The organism is Streptococcus porcinus, assembly GCF_900475415.1.
Classification (GTDB): domain Bacteria; phylum Bacillota; class Bacilli; order Lactobacillales; family Streptococcaceae; genus Streptococcus; species Streptococcus porcinus.
This window is the reverse complement of the sequence record NZ_LS483388.1, coordinates 96,906-119,234: the sequence shown is the minus strand read 5'-3', so window position 1 is coordinate 119,234 and position 22,329 is coordinate 96,906. Positions and strand designations below refer to the sequence as shown.

Genomic DNA, 22,329 nt, shown 5'->3' with positions numbered 1-22,329 from the left:
GGTTGTTAAGCGTGTGAGTTGTCGTGTTAGGTATCATACCAGTGACCTCCTCTTTCTTTCCATTAATTTTTAAAAAATTATAAGGTATTTTTGAAGAGCTGTCAAGCCATTGAAACTCCATAAATAAACTTTTTTATTCTTTTTCAAGCAAGCTGATGTGGCTAAACCCCTTCAAACCGCCATTAGGGCACGATTTCAACTCGCTAAAAATTTTTTAAGAAAAGTTCAATCTTAGAAAGGTAAGGCCTCTTCATCTAAAACCAAATCACAAAGATCATCAGCCAGGTTATTTTCTCTAACAGCCCGCTGAGCGCGGCTCTCTAAAAGTTGATAAGATTGGCATAGGACTTCGGTCATATAAGTCATCTTACCATCTTTTTCGTACTTACGGATGCGTAGCTCGCCATCAAGCGAAATCAAGCTACCTTTGCTACCATACGAAGCCATGCTTTCAGCCAATCGTCCCCAAAGAACAAGATTAACAAAATCAACTTGACGCTCACCTTCAGCATTTTTAAAACGGCGATTGACAGCAATTGAAACTCGGCACACATGCTTATCTTTTGGGGTCTTTATCAAGTCGGGATGGTTAACTAATCGACCAATCATGATTACTTTATTATACATTTTTTGTCCTCCTAACTAGTTATCCGAAAAGATTTGGACAAATAAACTGACTTTGGCAAATAAATCCCTTTTTAATACTCAGCATTGCCTTTTGCTTATGAATATGTTATTTTAACTTAAAAAGAGGTGGCTAAAAGATGAAGATTAAATTTGCTATCGGAGTTTTTCTAGTCTTATTATTTTCCCGTTTTATCTGGTTTCAAATAACAAGAGGTATCTGGCTTTACGATTTTTTCGGTAGTCTTTTTATTGCTACTCTCGCTACTCTGATTAGCTATTTTCTCATTAAAAGATCTAAAAAACCTTAGTTTAAAACTAAGGTTTTTGTTTATAGTCGTGCTTTTTTACCCACGCCAATGCTTAGCCGGATCAAAAGCTTCTCCAACAAGTGCTGACTGATCTAATTCAATGATCCCACGTTTTTGCGGAGCGTTTGGAAGGGCTAACTCACGTGGAGAGCACATCATCCCGTAAGAATCTACTCCTCGGAGCTTCCCTGGAAATATAAGACTACCACTTGGCATCATTGCCCCTGGAAGAGCCACAATCGTTTTTAAACCAACAGCAGCATTAGGAGCACCTGCAACAATTTGAACACTTTTGTCTGATCCAATAGCAACTTGACAGATATTGAGGTGGTCACTGTCTGGATGGGCTACCATCTCTTTGATTTGACCGACGACAAAGACCGGTTCTTGACCAGCTGTTAATTCTTCAGAGAAGCCCTCTTTAGCTAGTTCGGCATTTAGATTGTTAATGTCTGATTCTGATAAGAAGACCTGGCCATTGCCTTTAACTGCAAACAGTGTGGAAACTTGGAAAATATTCCAGGCTAAGGTTCTGCCATCTTCTTGGGCGAAAACTCGTGCTACTTTACCTTTACGTTCCACTTGTCGTTTGATTGGCTTCGTATCCTCGAGAATAACCATCAAAACATCGCCAACTTGTTCTTTATTATATGCAAAAATCATTATTCTTCCTTTTCTGCTTACTTGTATTCTGCCAAAAACTGATTGATCTCAGCTTTCGTTTTCCGTGACTTACTGACAAAACGGCCAACTTCCTGTCCTTTTGAAATCACGATAAAACTCGGGATGCCAAAAACATTCCACTCCTGAGCCACTTCCATGAAATCGTCACGGTTAATAGCAACAAAAGTTAGCTGATTATTCTCAGCTTCAATGTCAGGCATGACAGGGTATATGAATTGGCAGTCTGGGCACCAATCCGCCGTAAAAAAGAGAACAAGCTTATCTTGCCGTTCCATTATTTCAGCTAATTCTTCATAGGTTTTAGGACTAATCATGCTTCTCCTCCTCATAAACAATATCACCTTTACAGTAACTAAAGCGATAAGCTCTGCCATTTGCAAAAACGACACCGCCCTTATGACAATCTTTTTCAGATTCAGCTGCATTAAAATAGAGGACATCAATCTGTCCCATCTCAGAGAAAAAGCGACGCAGGTCAGCTGTCATCTTAGCTCTTTGATAATCCTCATATTTGTTTTTTAAGGCTAAGCCTATGACAGCTAGCGCCGAAATACCGACAAGCCCTGAAAGGTTTTTCATTCTTTTTTTGTTCATACTTTTCATTTTATCATACTTTTTAGTAAATAGGCCAACGCCTTTACTAAGAATTATTAGTTCATCACAAATTCAGGTGTCAATTAGCCAAGGGCCTTCAAAAGTGGTAGAATAAGGGTGATAGCATCATCTCGGTAATGGTTACATTCTAACCAAAAAGTCCTAGATGCAGCTAAAGGAGGAATGGAGATTTAGATGACAGATTTATTTAACAAAATTAAAGAAGTAACAGAATTAGATGGTATCGCTGGTTACGAACATAATGTCCGTGACTTTCTTCGCCAAAAGATAACACCACTTGTTGACCGCGTAGAAACTGACGGTCTTGGTGGCATTTTTGGTATTAAAGAAAGTAAAGCTGAAAATGCGCCCCGTATTCTGGTGGCTGCTCACATGGATGAAGTCGGCTTTATGGTAAGTCATATCAATGACAATGGGAGTCTGGCTGTTGTCGAAATCGGCGGCTGGAACCCTCTAGTTGTTAGCTCTCAACGCTTTACCCTGTATACTCGAAAAGGCAAGGCTATCCCCGTTATTTCAGGATCTGTCCCCCCACATTTCCTCCGTCACGCTAGTGGTGCTCCAAGCTTACCAAAGATTGAAGACATCACCTTTGATGCGGGCTTTACAGATAAAGCCGAGGCTTTAAGCTATGGTTTAGCCCCAGGCGATATCATCGTCCCTCAATCAGAAACCATTTTAACTGCTAACCAAAAGAATATCATCTCAAAAGCTTGGGACAATCGCTACGGTGTTCTTATGGTCACTGAACTACTAGAGGCGCTCAAAGACCAAGACCTCAAAAATACCCTCATTGCTGGGGCTAATGTCCAAGAAGAAGTTGGGTTACGTGGAGCACATGTTTCCACTACCAAATTTGATCCTGAGCTTTTCTTTGCAGTTGACTGCTCCCCTGCAGGTGATATCAACGGCAATCAAGGGGCAATCGGTGGTGGCACGCTTCTTCGTTTTTATGATCCAGGCCATATCATGCTTAAAGACATGCGTGACTTCTTGCTGACAACTGCCGAAGAAGCTGGTATTAAATTCCAATATTACTGTGCCAAAGGTGGGACAGATGCCGGAGCGGCACATCTGAAAAATCAAGGTGTCCCATCAACAACCATCGGTGTTTGTGCCCGCTATATCCACTCACATCAAAGCCTCTATGCTATGGATGATTTCTTAGAAGCACAAGCATACCTTCAAGCCATCGTAAAAAAACTTGACCGTTCGACGGTTGATCTCATCAAAAAATACTAGAAAGGTTAAACATTCCCATGAAAATAGGCTTCATCGGCGTAGGAAAAATGGCTCGAGCAATCATTCAAGGTCTTAAAACAGGTCCAGATCAGATTATTATTTCAGGTTCTTCCCTCCAACGCTCAAAAGAAATCGCTGCGGAGCTTAATCTCGACTATGCTCAGTCTCATCAGGAATTAATTGACCAAGTTGATTTTTTGATTTTAGGGATAAAACCACAGGCCTATGAGACTGTTCTAAGACCCTTAATCTTTAAACAACCAGTCATGTCTATGGCAGCAGGGATTTCCCTAGCTAAGCTATCTGAACTAGTTGGTTCTGACTTACCACTCATCCGCATCATGCCTAACATGAATGCCCAAATCCTCAAAAGCACCACCGCAATAACGTGCAATGATCAAGTCAATCAAGAAACTAAAGAACAAGCTGAAACAATTGTAACTTCTTTTGGCTCTTGCTTTGATATTAGTGAAACAGACTTTGATACCTTTACAGCCTTAGCTGGCTCAAGTCCAGCCTATATTTACTTATTTATTGAGGCTATGGCTAAAGCTGGGGTTGCACATGGCCTGCCAAAAGAAAAAGCCTTAAACATTATCAGTGAAACAGTCACAGCTAGCGCACAACAATTATTAGAGGGTCAAGACTCCCCTAATGACTTAATTGACAAGATTTGCAGTCCGGGGGGAACAACTATCGCTGGGCTGCTAGAGCTTGAACGGACTGGGATGCCATCAGCTATCAGCTCTGCTATTACCAAGACGATTGAAAAAGCTAAGCTTATGTAAAAACTATGTAAAAAACAGCTAAGGATCTTAGCTGTTTTTCGTTTTAATTTTATTGCATAAGCAGCATGAGGATAACTGCTATACCGTTGTTAAGAGCATGTATGGCTATGGTATAAGAAAGTTTGTTTGTGAACATATAGACTAGTCCTAGAATAATGCCCATTCCACCATAGATGACCCATGAACCAATATCTGACGGCATGTGGATAAGACCAAATAGAAAACTACTTAAAACGAGCCCTAACCAAGAGTGTCGGCCAAAGGTTTTACCATAAACAAGCCCACGGAAAATAAGTTCTTCAATCATTGGTGCTACAACTGCAGCTAGCATAAAAAGAAGGAGGGGATGAAGTCCAGCATTTTCCAACATAGCCTGGTTGGTAGTATTTGCTTTTGCGCCATGCTCAAAAAAGAGAAGCATAGCACCAATAGCCTTAACGACTGTTAATACGACAAATCCTAACCCAACCCACAAGGCTGGGCCGTAATCACTCACTTTCTTAGTAGCAAAGAAACCAAGTTTCTTAGCAAGCCACAAGCCCCCAATGGCGATGGCTAACATCACAAGGGTTAAGACTAAAACCTGCCAAAGAGCTTGCCCTTTTTTTATTAAAAGCAGAGGCGCCTGCTCAACTACGAGGATAGCGATAGCTAAGAAAATCCATTTTAGTTTTGATAAAAAAGTTTGCATTTTTTCTCCTTACATCATTCGTTGCAACAGCATTTCCATCCCAAAAAGGGAAAGAATAAGCAAATATAAATCACAGACTAACAAAAGTCGAAAGTCAAAGGTCATCTCAAAAAAAGCATTCAAGCACAAGAAAACTATTATAAAAATAATTTGCAATGCAAGGGTAAAAGCAGAAGAGATTAAAAAGATAACACGTTGTCGTTCATCTCTACTCTTAATATACATCGCCTTAAGTCGCCTTGCATCATGTAGTACCATATATTTTCGAATCGCCAAAACAAATAAAGCCAAAGACATACCCAAGACAAATCCTTTTGTGTAGGACGAAAATTGAATACTCAAATTAAGAATAATTAAAACCAGCGCTATTAAGATGCCCACGATAGCTCTTGTGCGGTAAATTTTAGTAAACTCTGACATACTTTTTTCTTTAGTGATCGTCTTGATAATATTAGTACTCATTCGTCTTCCCTGCTTTCCTCAAAGTAAAAGATGTCTTCAATCGTCAAATGAAAATAACGCGCTAGTTTAAAGGCTAGTTCTAAAGAAGCATTATAACGCCCCTTTTCAAGAGAGATAATGGTTTGGCGAGTAACACTCATTGCATCTGCCAACTCTGCCTGACTAAGTTTATTTGTCTTTCGGAGTTCTTGTAAATTATTTTTCATATTCCCTCCAAATGTAAAACGAGCTTTACATAAAAAGTATAGTCTACTTTACTTTATTTGTCAATAAAAAATTCTCACCAAAGGCGAAGAAATAGTATTCCTCGATAAAACCTGTTTCTAACAAAACTAATTCAATGATTTCTAGGAAAAGACTATCCATTATACTTTTCCCTAAATTCAAAAAAGAGCGAAGAAAAACGCTCATCGAAACATTTTCTTCACTCTGAGATTTAATCAAAGGTAATTAAATCCTAAAATCTCTACTTATTTTTGTCTTAGGCGCTCAACATCACGTGCGATACAAAGTTCTTCATCAGTAGAAATTACCAAGACTTTAACTTTAGAATCCGGTGTTGAAATATCACCGCGGTAGCCAAAAACATTTTTCTCTGGATCAAGTTCCATACCAAACCACGTCATACCTTCAATAACATCTTGGCGAACAAGTGGTCCGTTTTCACCCATACCGGCTGTGAATACTAAAGCATCTGCACCATTTAAAACAGCAAAGTATTGACCAATATATTTTTTGATACGATCAACAAACATATTATAAGCTAATACAGCATCTGGATGGTTAGCTTGAACTCCGTCTTCAATGTCACGCATATCACTTGAAATACCAGACACACCACCTAAACCAGATTGCTTGTTAAGCATATTGATAGCATCTGCAGCATCTTTTAATTCAGGGTCACGCTCAATAAGATAAGGAATAATAGCAGGATCCACGTCTCCTGAGCGAGTTCCCATCATTGGTCCAGCAAGTGGAGTAAAGCCCATAGAAGTATCAACTGATTCACCATGATAGTTTGCTGTGATAGAAACACCGTTCCCAATGTGGGCTGTAATAATCTTCAACTCTTCTAGTGGACGACCAAGCATCTTAGCCGCTTCTTGCGCAACATACTTATGGCTTGTCCCGTGTGCTCCATATTTACGGACTTTGTAGTCAGTATAATATTTTTGTGGGATAGGATACATATAAGTATGTTTTTTCATTGTCATGTGATAGGCATTGTCAAACACACAAACGCTTGTAATATCTGGTAAAATATCACGGAAAGCACGAATACCAGCAGCAGCTCCAGGATTGTGTAGTGGTGCAAGTGCAGATAATTCCTCAACTTGTTCTACAACTTTGTCATCAACCAAAACTGAATCTGTAAAATATTCACCACCTGCTACGATACGATGTCCCACACCTGTAATTTCATCATAAGCAGAAATAATATTAAAATGAATGAGGTCATTTAAAAGAATTTTTACAGCCACTGTGTGGTCTGGAATATCCGTAACTTGAACTTCTTTATTACCATCAAATTTTACAGTTGAAATGGAATCTTTCAAACCAATACGTTCGATAATCCCTTGTGCTAGAACTGTTTCTTCAGGCATTTGATAAAGTTGCCATTTCAGACTTGAACTACCAGCATTAATTGCAATTGTTTTTGACATTGTTAACCTCTCTTGAAATCGTTTTCTGTAATACTATAATATTATATCAAAAATTTTATGAAAAAACATTATCTTGTTTCCATTTTTTGAATTCTTCCATGAACCTTTGAACCGTCTGTGGTGATTGTAAATCAGTCAGTGGGTAAACAAAAGTTTCACCATTTTTTTCAGTGTTCTTTTGTAGAACGATAATGGATTTTGCATTTGCTTGATTGCCAAAAATAGAGTCTGGCAGGGTCACGACCACTCTAAGCTGAGCATAGTCTTTTAACCATTTTTTCAACAAATCACTTTGAGAACTGTTTAAGAGATTACTTGGTGCTAAGAAAATCGCAAAGCCATTATTTTTGAGATACTTCAATGATTGCTCCATCAATAAATGATGAGCATAAGTATGTCCCTCAGCACTTGCCACCTGATAGCGACTTGCAATCTCATCATTCGGATAATAACCAACAGGTAAATCACTAATGATAATGTCACTTTCTTTTAGTACTTGCGGGCGAACAGCATCTTCTTGAAGAAAAGTTGCAGAGGACTTCATGACCTCAGCTATACTGGCTGACAAATCAATCAATAAATCATCTAACTCCAAACCTAAGTAGTCGATTTTCTTAAGACTGTTATTTAGTAGTGTCTGAGCAAGATTCCCTGTCCCACTACCAATCTCAATCACATCCAAACTATTTCCACTATGCAACTGCTCCATCAAAAAAAGCATGATAAAAGCAATACTGTCTGGGGTAAATTGGTGATTAGCTTGTAATTTTTCCGTCTGGCCTGCCTTTATAAAAACAAACTGAAAGGCGCGTCGCCACTCTTCCTTACTCAAGTTTAAAGCATATAAGTCACCATTATTTTTCAAGACCTGTTCACTTGCTCCATCAGCTCCTAAATAATAGGCATTCTGCTCAATTAAAGCATCATAAATATGCGTCTTAATCTCATTTTCAATGAGTTGGCTGTTCTCCAAAATAAGCTCATAGGCTTTCTCAATTTTTTCAAAGTTCATAAAGCTATCATATCAAAATAACTGTTAAAAGAAAAGAAAGGCATTCAGGGAATGGTGGGTAATTTAACTTTTTTTGTTTTTTTCTTGTTAAGATGCTTTCCTTTCACTTCAAGTTCTGAACGTGCCGCTCGGGCTTGTAAAGTTAGGTAATCAAAATGATAGCTCTGACCACTTTTCAAAGATACAGAAACTTTCAATTTGTCTTCCTCAAGCTGATAACGGGCCTGTCCTTGCTCAAACTGCAACTCACCACTTGAACCCTCAGCTAGTTCTTTCGTCATTTCTCCTATTAAATGTGCTGTCAAGTTAGAAACCTGTACTTGATGTTCTCTTTTAAAATCCTGAATCTGAGCTAAGTAAACCTGTATCAGGCAAATGAAAACTGTACTGATAACAATAGTATAGAGAAGCACCCCAGCCTTAAGATTTTTCTTTAAAATCATAAATAAAGGTCCTTTCCAAACCACTTGGCCACTTTAGAACAAGTGTTATTCGCTGCGCATGCTCAGAAATATGGACATTTGAGAGATTAAGTAACATGGGATGATATCCCTGCCACTGCGCCGAAGCCTTTCGGAAATCTTTTTTGCCAGTATAACCAAAAGCTAGTTCTTTACCATCTTTTTCAATATAAAGCCGATTGTCTCGGACACTTCGAAAGCGCGCTCCTCTGCATTCGGAACGAAATTGATGAGTAAATAATAACCATTTATCCTGATCACTTTCTCTTAAATAGGTTATATGCGATAAAACCGAGTGCGATAACCCTTGGTAGACCAAAAGTGTTCCCGAAATAACAATTAAAGCAATTAAAGATTCCATAAGGGTGAAGGCTGAAGCATTATTTTCTTTTAATCCTAAATATTTCTTGATGATTTTCACTAATACTAAGTCCCTTTTGATTCTTAAATATATGGATACGACAACCATTTACTTGCAATTGATCCTGCTTTGTTTGAACCGCCATTAATGCCACTGCCATAGCTTCTTGACGATGACGCATTCTAGCAATTTCTCTTTGTTGTCTACTAATGGCACTCATAAAAAGTGTCACAATAAAGATAAGGATTACTGTTGCCAGTAAACTCTCATATAAAATATAGGCTTTAACCTGTCGTTTTTTGATATGTTCCACTTCCCAAATGTAATTTATAAGTAAGTACTCCTTGCTTGGTTTGAAAAGCAATTGTAGCTAATGAGTGATTTCCCCCTTGTTTATTCAACCTTATTTTATTTTGATACAAAAGCTTTATCTGACTAGGGATTTCTAATGTTCTTTTACTACAACTGATATTATGTTTCGAAAAGACAAGATAACTTTCTTCTTGATTTAAAACGCTTATTTTTTGGCTATGACGATAAAAATTTTCAAAGCTGATAAAGAATAAATGCTTCTCAATTGTTTGATAAATCCCTGTGACTGAATGAGACATGAGTGAAATCATCAAACAAGTCACCCATAGGCAGGTAATACTTTCCAATAAAGTAAAGGCTCTAATCTTGCACTTTACGATTTTTGTTGTCATGTTTAACATAATAGTCTCGATAGGCTTTTGCTTGCTCTTTACTAATGTCCCCTTTATTTTCCAATTCACTCAATTTGGGACTAGCACCTTGATTTAGCTCATAGAGTTCTGCTTGGTTATCAACAATTTTTACAACTGCAGCCTTACCTTTATCCGTAACCATATCTTTTTGTTTGTTTAGGTTGGGAATAAAGAGGAGCATGAGTACACTAATGATTAATAAGACCAGTAACATTTCTAGTAAAGTGAATCCTTCTAGACTGACATCTTTTATTTTGTTTCCTAATTTCTGCATTAAATTGTTCCTCCAATTGTGTTATACATAGGTAATAGCATAGCGGCATAAATCATTACAATAATCAGGGCGACAATCATAAATATGAAAGGTTGGATAATCTGTGTCGCTTGGAAGAGTTTTCTAAAATAAGCATCCCATGTCAGTTGGCCATAAATATCTAGCTCCTGACCTAATTTCCCTTTGATTTCACCATATTCAATCATCAAACTCAACTCATCACTAAAAAAAGGATATCCCCTTACTTTTTCGTGGAAACTCTGCCCTTCAAGAAATGATTGTCTCATATCTAAACCTATTTCTTTTATCAAATCAGATTTTTCAATACTCATAATGGTTACTATTTGACTCAGTTCGATACCTTGACTAATTAAATTCCCCCATTCACGGGCATAAAAAGCCGTCATATAGAGCTTTAGGAAGGGTGCCAACAAAGGAATCTGACTGTATTGTATCATCTGTTTCATCTTTCCAAGTTTACGCCATCTGATCACCAAAGCAATGACCGTAAGCAGAAGAATAATTGACAAACTTAGGAGGTAAACTGGGAAATTATTGAGAAAATAGGTCAAAGTGCTTTGTTTCTCCATCTGAGGCATTAAGTAATGTCTCAAGCCCAGGATGATTAAAATTAAAAAAGTAAGGAGAATGATGGGATAGGTCACGACTTCAATTGTCTTTTGCCTAATCTTTTGCGTCTGTACTAGATAGTCTTCAATTTTACCCAAACATTTTTTGGTATTGCCATGAGCTTCAGCTAAACTTAGTTGGGTAATAATTCCATCAGGAAATCCTAAATGCCTCATCATTTCTGATAAACTACATCCATTTAACAAATCAGTCTTCATCAAGCTAAGATGTTTTCGGTCTAAGATCTGTGTTTTTTCTAAGAAGGCGATCATCTCTGCTAGATTAAAACCACTTTGACTTAAATTATGTAAGAGTTGGATTAATTTGGCCTGTTTTTTAGTCGCTAATTTTTTCCGAGAGTGCCTGTTGTTGAGTGATATGTCCTTCTGCAAGTAAGTGATCAAGTTTTTGATTCCATTCTTGATTGGAATGAGTTTCGAATGTCTCGATGGCAAAATCAATAAGTCCTCCTCCTGCTATCAACCTTTGGTACGCAATAAATTTTAGAGTATGATTTATCTCTTCACTTTTGATACCTAGTTCTAACAATCTTTTATATACTCCTGGAATACTTTTTGCGTGGACAGTAGAAAAGACTACAGCTCCTGTTAAGCTTGCTCTAATGACTGCTTTTGCAGTCTCAGCATCACGAATCTCTCCAATAATTAAATAATCTGGACGATGTCTGAGGGAAAGTTTAATAAGGTTATCATAAGTCATTCCAATACTTTCATTTACTTGAATTTGTAATAGGCTGTCCTCTTGAATTTCAACAGGATCTTCAATTGTAATAACTTGTTTATCCTTTGCTATACGTGTCAGTAGTTGATACATGAGACTCGTTTTACCCGACCCTACAGGACCCGAGAAAAGATAAAGACCTCTTCCAGAAATAACTTTTTCTACTTTTTGATCAGTATCAAACCAGTAATTGAGAGGTTTATTAACAGTTGTTAAGAGTCTGATAACTAAACTTTCAAAACCTCTAAAATTCCCAACACAAGAAAGACGTAATGGAATGGATTCTGATAAAGTTCCCTTATAGTCACAGGCTCCAAGTTGACAGCGTCTCTTTTCTCCTACATTCATCCCTGCTACAAACTTAAAATGGCTAATAAGACTTGCCATCTGTTTCATGTCATAATTATCAATAAATCGCCTCTCATCTCCAACTCTCATGAAAACTTTATACTGCTTTTCATAAGGGATTATATAGATATCTTGTGCCTTTAGATTTACCGCTTGACTAACTAATACTTCACCTGTTTTTTGTATCATAGCTACCTCCTCAATTATTTATTCGAAAAAAAAGACGAGTTCTCATCTTAACTCATCTTTTCTTTCTATAATTAAATTTCTTAAAATTTAAGTTTACAAGTAGATGGCGCAGTAGGGTCATCATTACGTTGTTCATATCTATCAAGGTATTTATCTTTTGGAATAATGTCTTTATCTTTCAAGAGCAAGATGGAATGGTACTGTTGCAAATCATCGTAACAATCTTCACACCATCGTTTTTCTGAACGGGTCCAAAAAGTGGCTAATAAATTTCTCTGACTATGAAAACTCGAATAATCAGTTTTCATCTGAGACCATTCTTTTTCATAGTAGTTTAAGGCCTCTTGCCAATTATCGAAGCAGCGTTCTTCCACGATATCATCTTGCCATCCTTCAATGAACCACCAAGGTTCCCAATCCCCATACATTTTTATAACTTGATACATACGATATTTCCTTTACTTAAGCCTATTATATACAAAAGACTGTGCTTTTAAAAAATATCTGCTCACACCACTTAACCAGTTAACAATCAGACCAAAAAGAAAAGGAGCTAATTAGCTCCCAATCTTTATTCTTCTGTAACTGCCATTTCTTCTGCAGCTTCAGCTTCTTCGATGATTTCTACTTCATTGATAGCCTGTGGTTCAATGTTACGGTAGCGTGCCATACCAGTACCTGCCGGAATGATCTTACCGATAATGACATTTTCCTTAAGGCCAAGAAGATGATCTTTTTTACCACGGATAGCAGCATCTGTAAGGACACGTGTTGTTTCCTGGAAGGATGCAGCTGACAAGAATGAATTGGTTTCAAGAGAGGCTTTTGTAATCCCCATAAGCACCGGACGTGATGTCGCTGGAATACCACCTGAAATAACAATTTCTTTATTAGCTTCTGTGAAGTCAGCGATATCCATTAACGTTCCTGGCAAGAGATCAGTATCACCTGGATCCATAACACGTACTTTACGAAGCATTTGACGAACCATTACCTCAACGTGTTTATCTCCAATTTCAACCCCTTGGCTCCGGTAAACTTTTTGTACTTCCGCTAATAGATAAGTCTCAACTGATAGGGTGTCACGAACTTCAAGTAAGCGTTTTGGTTGGATTGAACCTTCGGTTAGTGAGGCACCACGGTTAACCTCATCACCAATTTCAACTTTCATACGAGCAGTGAAAGGAACAACATATTCACCTTTACCAGTTTTACCTTCAACGTATACTTTCTTAGTACGTGTTGAGGCATCTTCTTCGATATCTACAACTTTACCTTTTACTTCAGTGATAACAGCTTCCCCTTTAGGGTTACGTGCTTCAAAGATTTCTTGGATACGAGGAAGACCCTGCGTGATATCGGTATTTGACGCAACACCACCGGTATGGAAGGTACGCATGGTAAGCTGTGTACCTGGTTCCCCGATAGATTGAGCGGCGATTGTACCAACTGCTTCACCAACTTCAACAGCATCACCTGTGGCTAAGTTGATACCATAACAGTGACGGCAAACCCCATGACGCGTTGAACATGTGAAGACAGAACGGATAGTTACTTCTTCAACACCTGCTTCAACAATCTTACGAGCCATGTCTTCAGAAATTAACTGATCAGCACCGATAAGTACCTCACCAGTTTCAGGATGTTTAACTGATTTACGAGTGTAACGTCCTTGAAGGCGTTCCTCAAGCGTTTCAGTAACTTCTTTACCATCAGTAATTGCACGGATAACAAGTCCACGATCAGTACCACAATCATCCTCACGAATGATAACATCTTGGGCAACATCAACCAAACGACGCGTTAAATAACCTGAATCGGCAGTCTTAAGGGCAGTATCAGTCATACCTTTACGAGCACCATGGGTTGAGAAGAACATTTCCAAAACAGTCAAACCTTCACGGAAGTTTGAAAGGATTGGTAATTCCATGATACGCCCGTTAGGAGCGGCCATCAAGCCACGCATACCGGCAAGCTGTGAGAAGTTCGAGATATTACCACGGGCACCTGAGTCCATCATCATAACGATTGGATTCTTAGGATCTTGGGTCTCAATCAAACGTTTTTCAAGAGCCTCTTTAGCTTCGCGCCATGTTGTCGTAACAGCAACGTAACGGTCATCTTCAGTCATCAAACCACGACGGAAGGCCTTGTTAATATCTTCCACACGGTGATGAGCTGCTTCAATGATTTCAGCTTTATTATCAATAACTGGAATATCAGCAATACCCACTGTTAAACCAGCTAGAGTTGAATGATAGTATCCCAAGTCTTTCAAACGGTCAAGAAAGGCTGATGTTTCAGTTGTACGGAAACGTTTGAAGGTTTCAGCAATGATATTTCCAAGATTTTTCTTTTTAAATGGTACATTTATTTCCAAACCATCAATAACGCTTTGAATATCTTGTCCTGGTTCAAGGAAATATTTATCTGGAGTGCCTTCAGTCAAGTTAGCATTGTTTGGTTCTTGTAAATATGGCAGATCCTCAGGCATGATAGCATTGAATAAAATCTTACCAACTGTCGTCACCATGATTTTATGTCTTTGACTATCTTTCCAAGGTTTATTTGGCATACTGTCAACTGCAATACCAACTCGACTATGTAAATGAGCGTAGCCATTTTGATAAGCCATAACAGCTTCATCAATATCTTTAAAGACTCTACCTTCGCCTTCACGCCCTGCATCTTCCATAGTAAGGTAATAGTTCCCCAAAACCATGTCCTGAGAAGGGGTAACGACTGGTTTACCGTCTTTCGGATTTAGGATATGCTCCGCTGCCAGCATTAACAAGCGTGCTTCAGCTTGTGCTTCCTCAGAGAGTGGCACGTGAATAGCCATTTGGTCACCATCGAAATCGGCATTGTATGCTTCGCAGACTAGTGGATGAAGACGGAGAGCTTTACCATCAATCAATACTGGTTCGAAAGCTTGGATTCCAAGTCTGTGGAGAGTCGGTGCGCGGTTAAGAAGTACTGGATGTTCTTTGATAACTTCTTCTAAGATATCCCAAATACGTTCATCCCCACGTTCAACCATACGTTTAGCCGCTTTAACGTTACCAGCATATTCTTTGGCAACAATTTCACGCATAACAAATGGTTTGAAGAGTTCGATAGCCATTTCACGTGGCACACCACATTGGTACATTTTTAAGGTTGGACCAACGGCGATAACGGAACGACCTGAGAAGTCTACACGTTTACCAAGCAAGTTCTGACGGAAACGTCCTTGTTTACCTTTAAGCATGTGGCTTAAAGATTTCAATGGACGGCTTCCTGGTCCAGTAATTGGACGACCACGACGACCATTATCAATCAGAGCATCAACAGCTTCTTGAAGCATCCGTTTTTCATTTTGAACGATAATTCCAGGGGCATTCAATTCCAATAAGCGCGCAAGACGATTGTTACGGTTAATAACACGGCGGTACAAGTCATTTAAGTCAGATGCTGCAAAACGGCCACCGTCCAATTGAACCATTGGACGCAAATCTGGCGGAATAACTGGCAAGATGTTAAGAACCATCCATTCAGGTTTATTGCCAGATTTGTTAAAGGCGTCAAGTACATCTAAACGACGAACAGCTTTAATCCGTTTTTGTCCAGTCGCTGATTTGAGTTCTTCTTTTAACTCAGCAATTTCTGCTGGTAAATCTACACGTTTCAAGAGATCTTGAATCGCTTCAGCACCCATTTTTGCGATAAATGAACCGTAACCATATTCTTGAACTTTTTCACGGTATTCACGTTCTGTTAATAGCGATTTAGGTTCAAGAGGTGTATCCATTGGATCAATGACAACATAGGCTGCAAAATAGATAACTTCTTCAAGTGCTCGAGGACTCATATCAAGGGTCAGACCCATACGTGATGGAATCCCTTTAAAATACCAAATATGTGATACGGGAGCTTTTAACTCGATGTGCCCCATACGTTCACGACGAACTTTGGCACGGGTTACTTCAACACCACAACGGTCACAAACAATTCCTTTATAACGGATACGTTTGTATTTTCCACACGCACATTCCCAATCTTTTGTTGGTCCAAAGATGACTTCATCAAAGAGACCTTCACGTTCAGGTTTTAATGTACGGTAGTTGATTGTTTCAGGTTTTTTAACTTCACCATAAGACCATGAACGGACTTTACTTGGTGAAGCTAATGTGATTTGCATACTTTTAAAACGATTTACGTCAACCACTAGTATTACCTTTCTTCGTTTTATCACTGACTAGCTCTTAGGGCTATAAGTCCTAGCTAGTTTTTTTATTATTATATAAACTTTTTGCGTTTAGTTTTCATCACTTTGTTCAGAAACTACTGATGTTTCTTGTACTTGTTTTTCACGCGCTTTCTCAAGATCGTCAACGTGCATAACATCGTCATCTTCACCTTCATCAAGATCACGAAGTTCAACTTCATTGTCATCTTCATCAAGAACTCGCATGTCTAAACCAAGTGATTGCAATTCTTTAACAAGAACGCGGAATGATTCTGGAACACCTGGTTTTGGAATTGGTTTACCTTTAGTGATTGCTTCATAAGCTTTCAAACGTCCAGTAACGTCATCTGACTTGTAAGTCAAGATTTCTTGGAGAACATTTGATGCCCCATAAGCTTCCAAAGCCCAAACTTCCATCTCACCAAAACGTTGTCCACCAAATTGTGCTTTACCACCAAGAGGTTGTTGGGTAACAAGCGAGTATGGCCCAACTGAACGGGCATGAAGTTTATCATCAACCATGTGGTGAAGTTTAATCATATACATGACACCAACAGAGACACGGTTATCAAATGGTTCACCAGTACGACCGTCATAAAGAACAGTTTTAGCGTCAGAATCCATACCAGCTTCAGCTACTGTTTCCCAAAGATCTTCAGCACTTGCTCCATCAAATACTGGTGTCGCAATATGAATACCAAGGTTACGGGCAGCCATACCTAAGTGAAGCTCCATAACTTGTCCGATATTCATACGTGAAGGAACCCCAAGTGGATTCAGCATGATATCAACCGGTGTACCGTCTGGTAGGTACGGCATGTCTTCAACAGGTACTATACGAGATACAACCCCTTTGTTCCCATGACGACCGGCCATCTTATCACCGACTTTAATTTTACGTTTTTGAGCGATGTAGACACGAACAAGCATGTTAACACCTGATTGTAATTCATCACCGTTTGCACGTGTAAAGATTTTAACATCACGAACAATACCATCACCACCGTGAGGAACACGAAGAGATGTATCACGCACTTCGCGAGATTTATCACCGAAGATAGCATGAAGTAAACGTTCCTCAGCAGAAAGATCTTTTTCTCCCTTAGGAGTTACTTTACCTACTAAGATATCGCCTTCTTTAACTTCAGCACCGATACGGATGATACCCATCTCATCTAAATCTTTAAGGGCCTCTTCACCAACATTTGGTACTTCGCGAGTGATTTCTTCAGGTCCAAGCTTTGTATCACGTGTTTCTGATTCAAATTCTTCTAAGTGAACTGATGTATAGACATCTTCTTTAACAAGACGTTCACTCATGATAACCGCATCCTCAAAGTTATAACCTTCCCACGTCATGTAAGCTACGACTGGGTTTTGTCCAAGGGCCATCTCACCATTTTCCATCGATGGACCATCAGCGATGAAGTCACCTTTTTCAATGATGTCGCCAACTTTAACAAGTGTGCGTTGGTTATAGGCTGTACCAGAGTTTGAACGACGGAATTTAGTCACATGATAAACATCAAGTGAACCATCTTCACGACGAACTTCAACTTTTTCAGCATCAGAGAAGACAACTTTACCATCATGTTGAGCAATAACAGCAGCTCCGGAGTCATGCGCTGCTTGATATTCCATACCAGTACCAACAAATGGTGCTTTAGGATCAATCAATGGCACAGCCTGACGTTGCATGTTGGCACCCATAAGGGCACGGTTGGAGTCATCGTTTTCTAAGAAAGGAATACATGCAGTCGCAACGGCAACTACTTGTTTTGGAGATACGTCTACAAAATCAACTGTGCTGGCAGCAAATTCTTGGTTATTACCTTGATGACGACCCATGACGATTTCTTCAGCAAAAGTGCCATCTTCATTTAATTTAGAATTAGCCTGTGCTACTGTATATTCATCTTCTTCATCCGCAGTTAACCACACGATTTCATTAGTAACAACACCATTTGCACGATCAACTTTACGGTATGGTGTTTGAATAAAACCATATTTGTTTAAGTGTCCAAATGAAGACAAGTTATTAATCAGACCAATGTTTGGTCCTTCAGGTGTTTCAATCGGGCACATACGACCGTAGTGAGTATAATGCACGTCACGAACTTCGTAACCGGCACGGTCACGTGTCAAACCACCAGGTCCTAAGGCTGAAAGACGACGTTTATGTGATAATTCTGAAAGAGGGTTATGTTGATCCATGAATTGTGATAATTGAGATGAACCAAAAAACTCTTTTACCGCCGCAGTAACTGGACGGATGTTAATGATTTGTTGTGGCGTTAAAACTTCATTATCTTGAACAGACATTCTCTCGCGAACATTACGTTCCATACGTGCTAGCCCAATACGGAATTGATTTGCCAACAATTCCCCAACTGCACGAATACGACGATTACCTAAATGGTCAATGTCATCAACTTTGCCGATACCTTCAGAAAGATTTAAGAAATATGACATTTCCGCTAAGATATCTGCTGGAGTTAAGGCACGCACACGATCATCAGGGCTCGCATTACCAACAATAGTAACGACCTTGTCTGGATCAAGAGGTGACACAACTTTGAATTTTTGAAGAATAACTGGCTCAGTGACAACAGCATAATCATTTGGTGTGTAGACAAATTTATTTAAATCACCATCAAGATGCTCTTCAATTGATTCAATGACATCACGCGTCATCTCAGTACCAGCTTCAACCAAGATTTCACCAGTTTCACTGTCAACAAGGTTTTCTGCAATAACTTGGTTCAAAAGGCGAGTCTTAATATTTAATTTTTTATTAATTTTGTAACGACCTACAGCGGCTAAATCATAGCGACGAGCATCAAAGAAGCGAGCTATCAACAAGCTACGAGAGCTATCAGCTGTTTTCGGTTCACCTGGTCTTAAACGTTCATATATTTCTTTAAGTGCTTCATCAGTACGTGAATCGCTTGGGTTTTTATGAATATCTTTTTCAATGGTGTTACGAACGAGGTCACTTTCACCAAAAATATCGATAATCTCATCATCACCAGAGAAACCTAAGGCGCGCACTAAAGTTGTAAATGGAATTTTACGAGTACGGTCAATACGTGTATAAGCGATGTCTTTAGCATCTGTCTCTAACTCTAACCATGCACCACGGTTTGGGATAACAGTTGAACCGTAACCAATTTTACCGTTTTTATCCACTTTATCATTAAAGTAAACACCTGGAGAACGAACCAACTGAGAAACGATAATACGTTCACCACCATTGATGATAAAGGTACCCATTTCAGTCATAATTGGGAAGTCACCAAAGAATACTTCCTGTGTTTTGATTTCGCCAGTCTCTTTATTAACTAGTCTAAAAGTAACAAAGATTGGGGCAGAATAGCTTGCATCATGGATACGAGCTTCTTCCAAAGTGTATTTTGGCTCTTTGAATTCATAACCTACAAATTCAAGTTCCATAGTATCTGTAAAGTTTGAAATTGGAAGTACATCTTCAAAAACTTCCTTCAAGCCAGTATCTAAGAAATCTTGGAATGAGTCAGTTTGAATTTCAATTAAATTTGGTAAATCAAGAACTTCTTTGATTCTTGAAAAGCTACGACGTGTACGGTGTTTTCCGTATCGAACTTCATGTCCTGCCAAGTTTTTAGCTCCTTTTTCTTTTTAACATTGCTTAGATAAGCAAATAGGTCTATTCCATCATTTGTCCCAAGTGTGAATTTTTAGAATCTTTAAATATAGGTAACAAATCCATATTTTCCCAAAAATAGGCACAAAAAGAGCAGCTAAATCTGACTGAATCAGTTTGATTTAACTGCTGTACTTCCTAGTTGGACAATATTTCAACTAGATTGGACGACAAATAGTTATCTATTATTGTACACTATTTATCCTCAAAAATCAAGTTATCTTTTTCTTATATTAAAAGCTGACCAAGCCTTTTGGTAATCACCATCAGTTCCACCGATAGCATATTTATAAGTCATCGGTCCTGCACCATTTTTAGCCCAATAACTTGTAGTGGTTTCACCACTAATGCTAATCTTCCGTCCGTTAACAGTAACCACTCCTGGTTGGAGCCCTGTCTGTTTAATAACCGTTGATTTAATAACGCCTTTATCCAAATTAAAGCGATCACTGATTCCAAAAATATTGGGGTCAGCACTGTGAATAGCATTAACAAGATTAGCCATATAATTGGAATTATTATTATAGCCGGACATGGGGGCCAGTGAGTTATTGTTATCATGACCAGCCCAGCCACCCAATGTTACTTTCGGAGTCGCTAGCATTAACCAAACATCTGAATAATTTTCGGTCGTCCCAGTTTTTCCAATCCAGTCAGCTCTAGCCAAGGAAGGGTTTAAAGCATTTAAGCGCGATTTAAAGGTTGTTGTATTCCCTGAATCGATTGGCCCACGGAGAAGATTTTGAAGGATTGTCGCTGTCGGGGCGGAGAAGATACGTTGAGGTTTATTTTCATGCTTGTATACTACAGTCCCATCACTGGCTGTTATTTTATCAACCATGTATTGTTTTTGATAATTGCCATTATTAGCAATCATTTGATAGGCATTGGTTTGAGTCGCCACAGAGACATCAATCCCTCCGCCTAAAGGTAAACTTTCGATGGAATAGTCATTAATACGATAGCCCATCTTAGAGAGGTAGCCCTCAACATCGACGCCCTTTTCGCGAAGTAATTTTTGAGTCCAAAAAGCCGGAATATTCCATGAAGTGTTCAAAGCTTCTTGCAATGACATCATGGCCGTTCCTTCGCTATCCACGTGCATAATTTTTTGACCACTTGAATAGGTTGTTGGATAATTGGATAAGACACTGGCGCTACCCATCAACCCTTGATCAATGGCCGGTCCGTAGGCAATAACAGGTTTGATACTTGATCCAGGAGATCTAGCTGTATCAAAAGCATGGTTATTTTGATTAAGATTATAATCACGCCCTCCGATAAAGCCAATAATAGCACCGCTGGAATTATCAGTCAGAACATTGCCCATCTGAACCACTCCTGTACCATCATCTAACAGACCCGCATAACGGTTAGCAGCGTCTTGCATCACATTGTAGACTTTTTTATTAATGGTTGTTTTAACCGTATAGCCGCCTTGCTGTAATTCTTGTGAGGCTAAGGCTTCATAGGACGCCCTTGTTTCATCATTTTTAAGATCATGTTCTGAAACATTATCTCTCTTAATTAAGTAGGAGAACATCGCTTTTTTAGCTTCTCCAAGGACCGCATAATAGAGAAAATCATGTTTATTTACTGTCACATTTTCGGGCTTTATAAAATCCTTACTGATATCATAAGATTTATAGGAATCATAATCCTTCTTACTGAGCTTACCCGTACGATACATATTATACAGAACACTTTGCTGACGTTTAATACCAAGTTGCATGTCCGCAGCTGATTTTAGTTGACCAGATGACATGTAAGGTGAATAAACGATGGGACTTTGAGGAAGACCCGCTAAAAAGGCCGCTTGTGGAATGGTTAAGTCCCTAGCTGAGACACCAAAAATGCCCCTGGCTGCTTCCTCAATTCCAGCAATATTTTGCCCCTTATTATTGCGACCAAAAGGTGATACATTTAAATAGTATGATAGGATATCATCTTTAGAGACATAGCGTTCCAGAGCTAAAGCATAGATAATTTCTCTTGACTTACGCTTGAAAGTTGGATCGTCTCCAAGGACCTGTTGTTTGACTAGCTGTTGAGTTAAAGTTGAACCACCACTAGATTCACCAAGACCTAAGATAGACGTCAAAGTTGCACGGAAAACAGCTTTAGGTACGACCCCTTTGTGCTCCTTAAAATTTTCATCCTCTGTTGAAATAATAGCATTTTTAACATTATCAGAAATATCTTTATTGGCTACCGGTGTCCTCAAAAGATCCGTGTCAATTGTTGAAATTATACTATTATCTGAATAATTAAGCTGTGAAATTCGAGTAATGGTTTTTACTTGTTTAACCAAATTGTCCTTGCCAGGAACTTTGACAGCATCAATTTGACTAGCTAAATAGCCAAAAGCAAGCCCAACGCCCAGCATAGCTATTAAAAAAATGCTGATATAGAAAAAATTAGATACTAATTTTACTGTTCGAAGAGCAATCGCTCCGAAATCGCGGAAACCTAATTGGTGTTCTTCCTTCTCTTTTATCTGTTTTTTATCTTTCAATATAAAATACCTCATTACCCATTATACCAAACTTTGATTAAGCTTGCACAGCGCCAACTATTTTTGATATAATGATTCGTAA

Annotated in this window: 22 protein-coding genes; 2 read left to right on the top strand and 20 right to left on the bottom strand. The window is 38.8% G+C overall.

Annotated elements, in window-relative coordinates:
• Positions 1–231: 231 nt before the first annotated feature.
• The 4 genes from DQM45_RS00775 to DQM45_RS00760 all read right to left on the bottom strand — a co-directional run bounded on the left by DQM45_RS00775 (position 232) and on the right by DQM45_RS00760 (position 2,213).
• Positions 232–627: a single-stranded DNA-binding protein gene (locus DQM45_RS00775; RefSeq protein WP_003082593.1), complete on the bottom strand. Its 396-nt coding sequence runs from the start codon at positions 625–627 to the stop codon at positions 232–234.
• Between the two features lie 344 nt (positions 628–971).
• Positions 972–1,598, bottom strand: coding sequence for a YtpR family tRNA-binding protein (gene ytpR / locus DQM45_RS00770; RefSeq protein ID WP_003085847.1), 627 nt, complete (start codon positions 1,596–1,598; stop codon positions 972–974).
• 17 nt (positions 1,599–1,615) lie between these two features.
• Positions 1,616–1,933: a thioredoxin family protein gene (locus DQM45_RS00765; RefSeq protein WP_003082874.1), complete on the bottom strand. Its 318-nt coding sequence runs from the start codon at positions 1,931–1,933 to the stop codon at positions 1,616–1,618.
• Positions 1,926–2,213 carry a DUF4651 domain-containing protein gene (locus tag DQM45_RS00760; RefSeq protein WP_003084445.1) on the bottom strand — a complete coding sequence of 96 codons (288 nt, stop codon included), beginning with the start codon at positions 2,211–2,213 and terminating at the stop codon, positions 1,926–1,928. Before DQM45_RS00760 ends, DQM45_RS00765 begins: the two co-directional genes overlap by 8 nt.
• Positions 2,214–2,408: 195 nt before the next feature.
• Between DQM45_RS00760 and pepA the strand changes: the two genes are divergently transcribed.
• Complete coding sequence (gene pepA / locus DQM45_RS00755) at positions 2,409–3,476, top strand: glutamyl aminopeptidase (RefSeq protein WP_003083897.1); 1,068 nt, start codon at positions 2,409–2,411, stop codon at positions 3,474–3,476.
• 17 nt (positions 3,477–3,493) lie between these two features.
• Positions 3,494–4,264 (top strand): pyrroline-5-carboxylate reductase, encoded by a 771-nt coding sequence (proC, locus tag DQM45_RS00750; RefSeq protein WP_003085990.1) that lies wholly within the window; start codon positions 3,494–3,496, stop codon positions 4,262–4,264.
• Between the two features lie 49 nt (positions 4,265–4,313).
• Here proC and DQM45_RS00745 read toward each other — a convergent pair whose 3' ends face one another.
• From DQM45_RS00745 to pbp1b, 16 genes are all read right to left on the bottom strand, one after another.
• Entirely contained in the window at positions 4,314–4,955 is a 642-nt protein-coding gene (locus DQM45_RS00745) for a CPBP family intramembrane glutamic endopeptidase (protein ID WP_003084336.1), read from the bottom strand.
• A 9-nt stretch (positions 4,956–4,964) separates the two neighbouring features.
• Positions 4,965–5,417, bottom strand: a complete 453-nt coding sequence (locus tag DQM45_RS00740) for a hypothetical protein (RefSeq protein WP_039984742.1) — start codon at positions 5,415–5,417, stop codon at positions 4,965–4,967.
• Positions 5,414–5,623 (bottom strand): helix-turn-helix transcriptional regulator, encoded by a 210-nt coding sequence (locus DQM45_RS00735; RefSeq protein ID WP_003083613.1) that lies wholly within the window; start codon positions 5,621–5,623, stop codon positions 5,414–5,416. Before DQM45_RS00735 ends, DQM45_RS00740 begins: the two co-directional genes overlap by 4 nt.
• 264 nt (positions 5,624–5,887) lie before the next feature.
• Positions 5,888–7,081, bottom strand: coding sequence for an acetate kinase (locus DQM45_RS00730; protein ID WP_003085774.1), 1,194 nt, complete (start codon positions 7,079–7,081; stop codon positions 5,888–5,890).
• A 55-nt stretch (positions 7,082–7,136) separates the two neighbouring features.
• Positions 7,137–8,093, bottom strand: coding sequence for a class I SAM-dependent methyltransferase (locus DQM45_RS00725; protein WP_003084266.1), 957 nt, complete (start codon positions 8,091–8,093; stop codon positions 7,137–7,139).
• Positions 8,094–8,137: 44 nt separating this feature from the next.
• Positions 8,138–8,536: a competence type IV pilus minor pilin ComGG gene (gene comGG, locus DQM45_RS00720; RefSeq protein ID WP_039984739.1), complete on the bottom strand. Its 399-nt coding sequence runs from the start codon at positions 8,534–8,536 to the stop codon at positions 8,138–8,140.
• Complete coding sequence (comGF, locus tag DQM45_RS00715; RefSeq protein WP_003082840.1) at positions 8,514–8,975, bottom strand: competence type IV pilus minor pilin ComGF; 462 nt, start codon at positions 8,973–8,975, stop codon at positions 8,514–8,516. The genes comGG and comGF overlap by 23 nt, the downstream gene beginning before the upstream one ends.
• Positions 8,935–9,228 (bottom strand): competence type IV pilus minor pilin ComGE, encoded by a 294-nt coding sequence (gene comGE, locus DQM45_RS00710; RefSeq protein WP_039984736.1) that lies wholly within the window; start codon positions 9,226–9,228, stop codon positions 8,935–8,937. Before comGE ends, comGF begins: the two co-directional genes overlap by 41 nt.
• Positions 9,200–9,538 (bottom strand): competence type IV pilus minor pilin ComGD, encoded by a 339-nt coding sequence (gene comGD, locus DQM45_RS00705; RefSeq protein ID WP_003085212.1) that lies wholly within the window; start codon positions 9,536–9,538, stop codon positions 9,200–9,202. The genes comGE and comGD overlap by 29 nt, the downstream gene beginning before the upstream one ends.
• Before the next feature lie 49 nt (positions 9,539–9,587).
• Positions 9,588–9,914, bottom strand: a complete 327-nt coding sequence (gene comGC / locus DQM45_RS00700; RefSeq protein ID WP_003083111.1) for a competence type IV pilus major pilin ComGC — start codon at positions 9,912–9,914, stop codon at positions 9,588–9,590.
• Positions 9,914–10,969, bottom strand: coding sequence for a competence type IV pilus assembly protein ComGB (gene comGB / locus DQM45_RS00695; protein ID WP_370737019.1), 1,056 nt, complete (start codon positions 10,967–10,969; stop codon positions 9,914–9,916). Before comGB ends, comGC begins: the two co-directional genes overlap by 1 nt.
• Positions 10,881–11,822, bottom strand: coding sequence for a competence type IV pilus ATPase ComGA (comGA, locus tag DQM45_RS00690; protein ID WP_003084519.1), 942 nt, complete (start codon positions 11,820–11,822; stop codon positions 10,881–10,883). Before comGA ends, comGB begins: the two co-directional genes overlap by 89 nt.
• Before the next feature lie 80 nt (positions 11,823–11,902).
• Positions 11,903–12,268 (bottom strand): DUF1033 family protein, encoded by a 366-nt coding sequence (locus tag DQM45_RS00685; protein ID WP_003085731.1) that lies wholly within the window; start codon positions 12,266–12,268, stop codon positions 11,903–11,905.
• 125 nt (positions 12,269–12,393) lie between these two features.
• A complete protein-coding gene (gene rpoC, locus DQM45_RS00680; protein ID WP_039984732.1) occupies positions 12,394–16,029 on the bottom strand; it encodes a DNA-directed RNA polymerase subunit beta' in 3,636 nt (1,211 codons plus the stop codon).
• A 90-nt stretch (positions 16,030–16,119) separates the two neighbouring features.
• Positions 16,120–19,686, bottom strand: a complete 3,567-nt coding sequence (rpoB, locus tag DQM45_RS00675) for a DNA-directed RNA polymerase subunit beta (RefSeq protein WP_003085257.1) — start codon at positions 19,684–19,686, stop codon at positions 16,120–16,122.
• Between the two features lie 263 nt (positions 19,687–19,949).
• Positions 19,950–22,262, bottom strand: a complete 2,313-nt coding sequence (gene pbp1b, locus DQM45_RS00670; RefSeq protein ID WP_081461243.1) for a penicillin-binding protein PBP1B — start codon at positions 22,260–22,262, stop codon at positions 19,950–19,952.
• Positions 22,263–22,329: the final 67 nt, after the last annotated feature.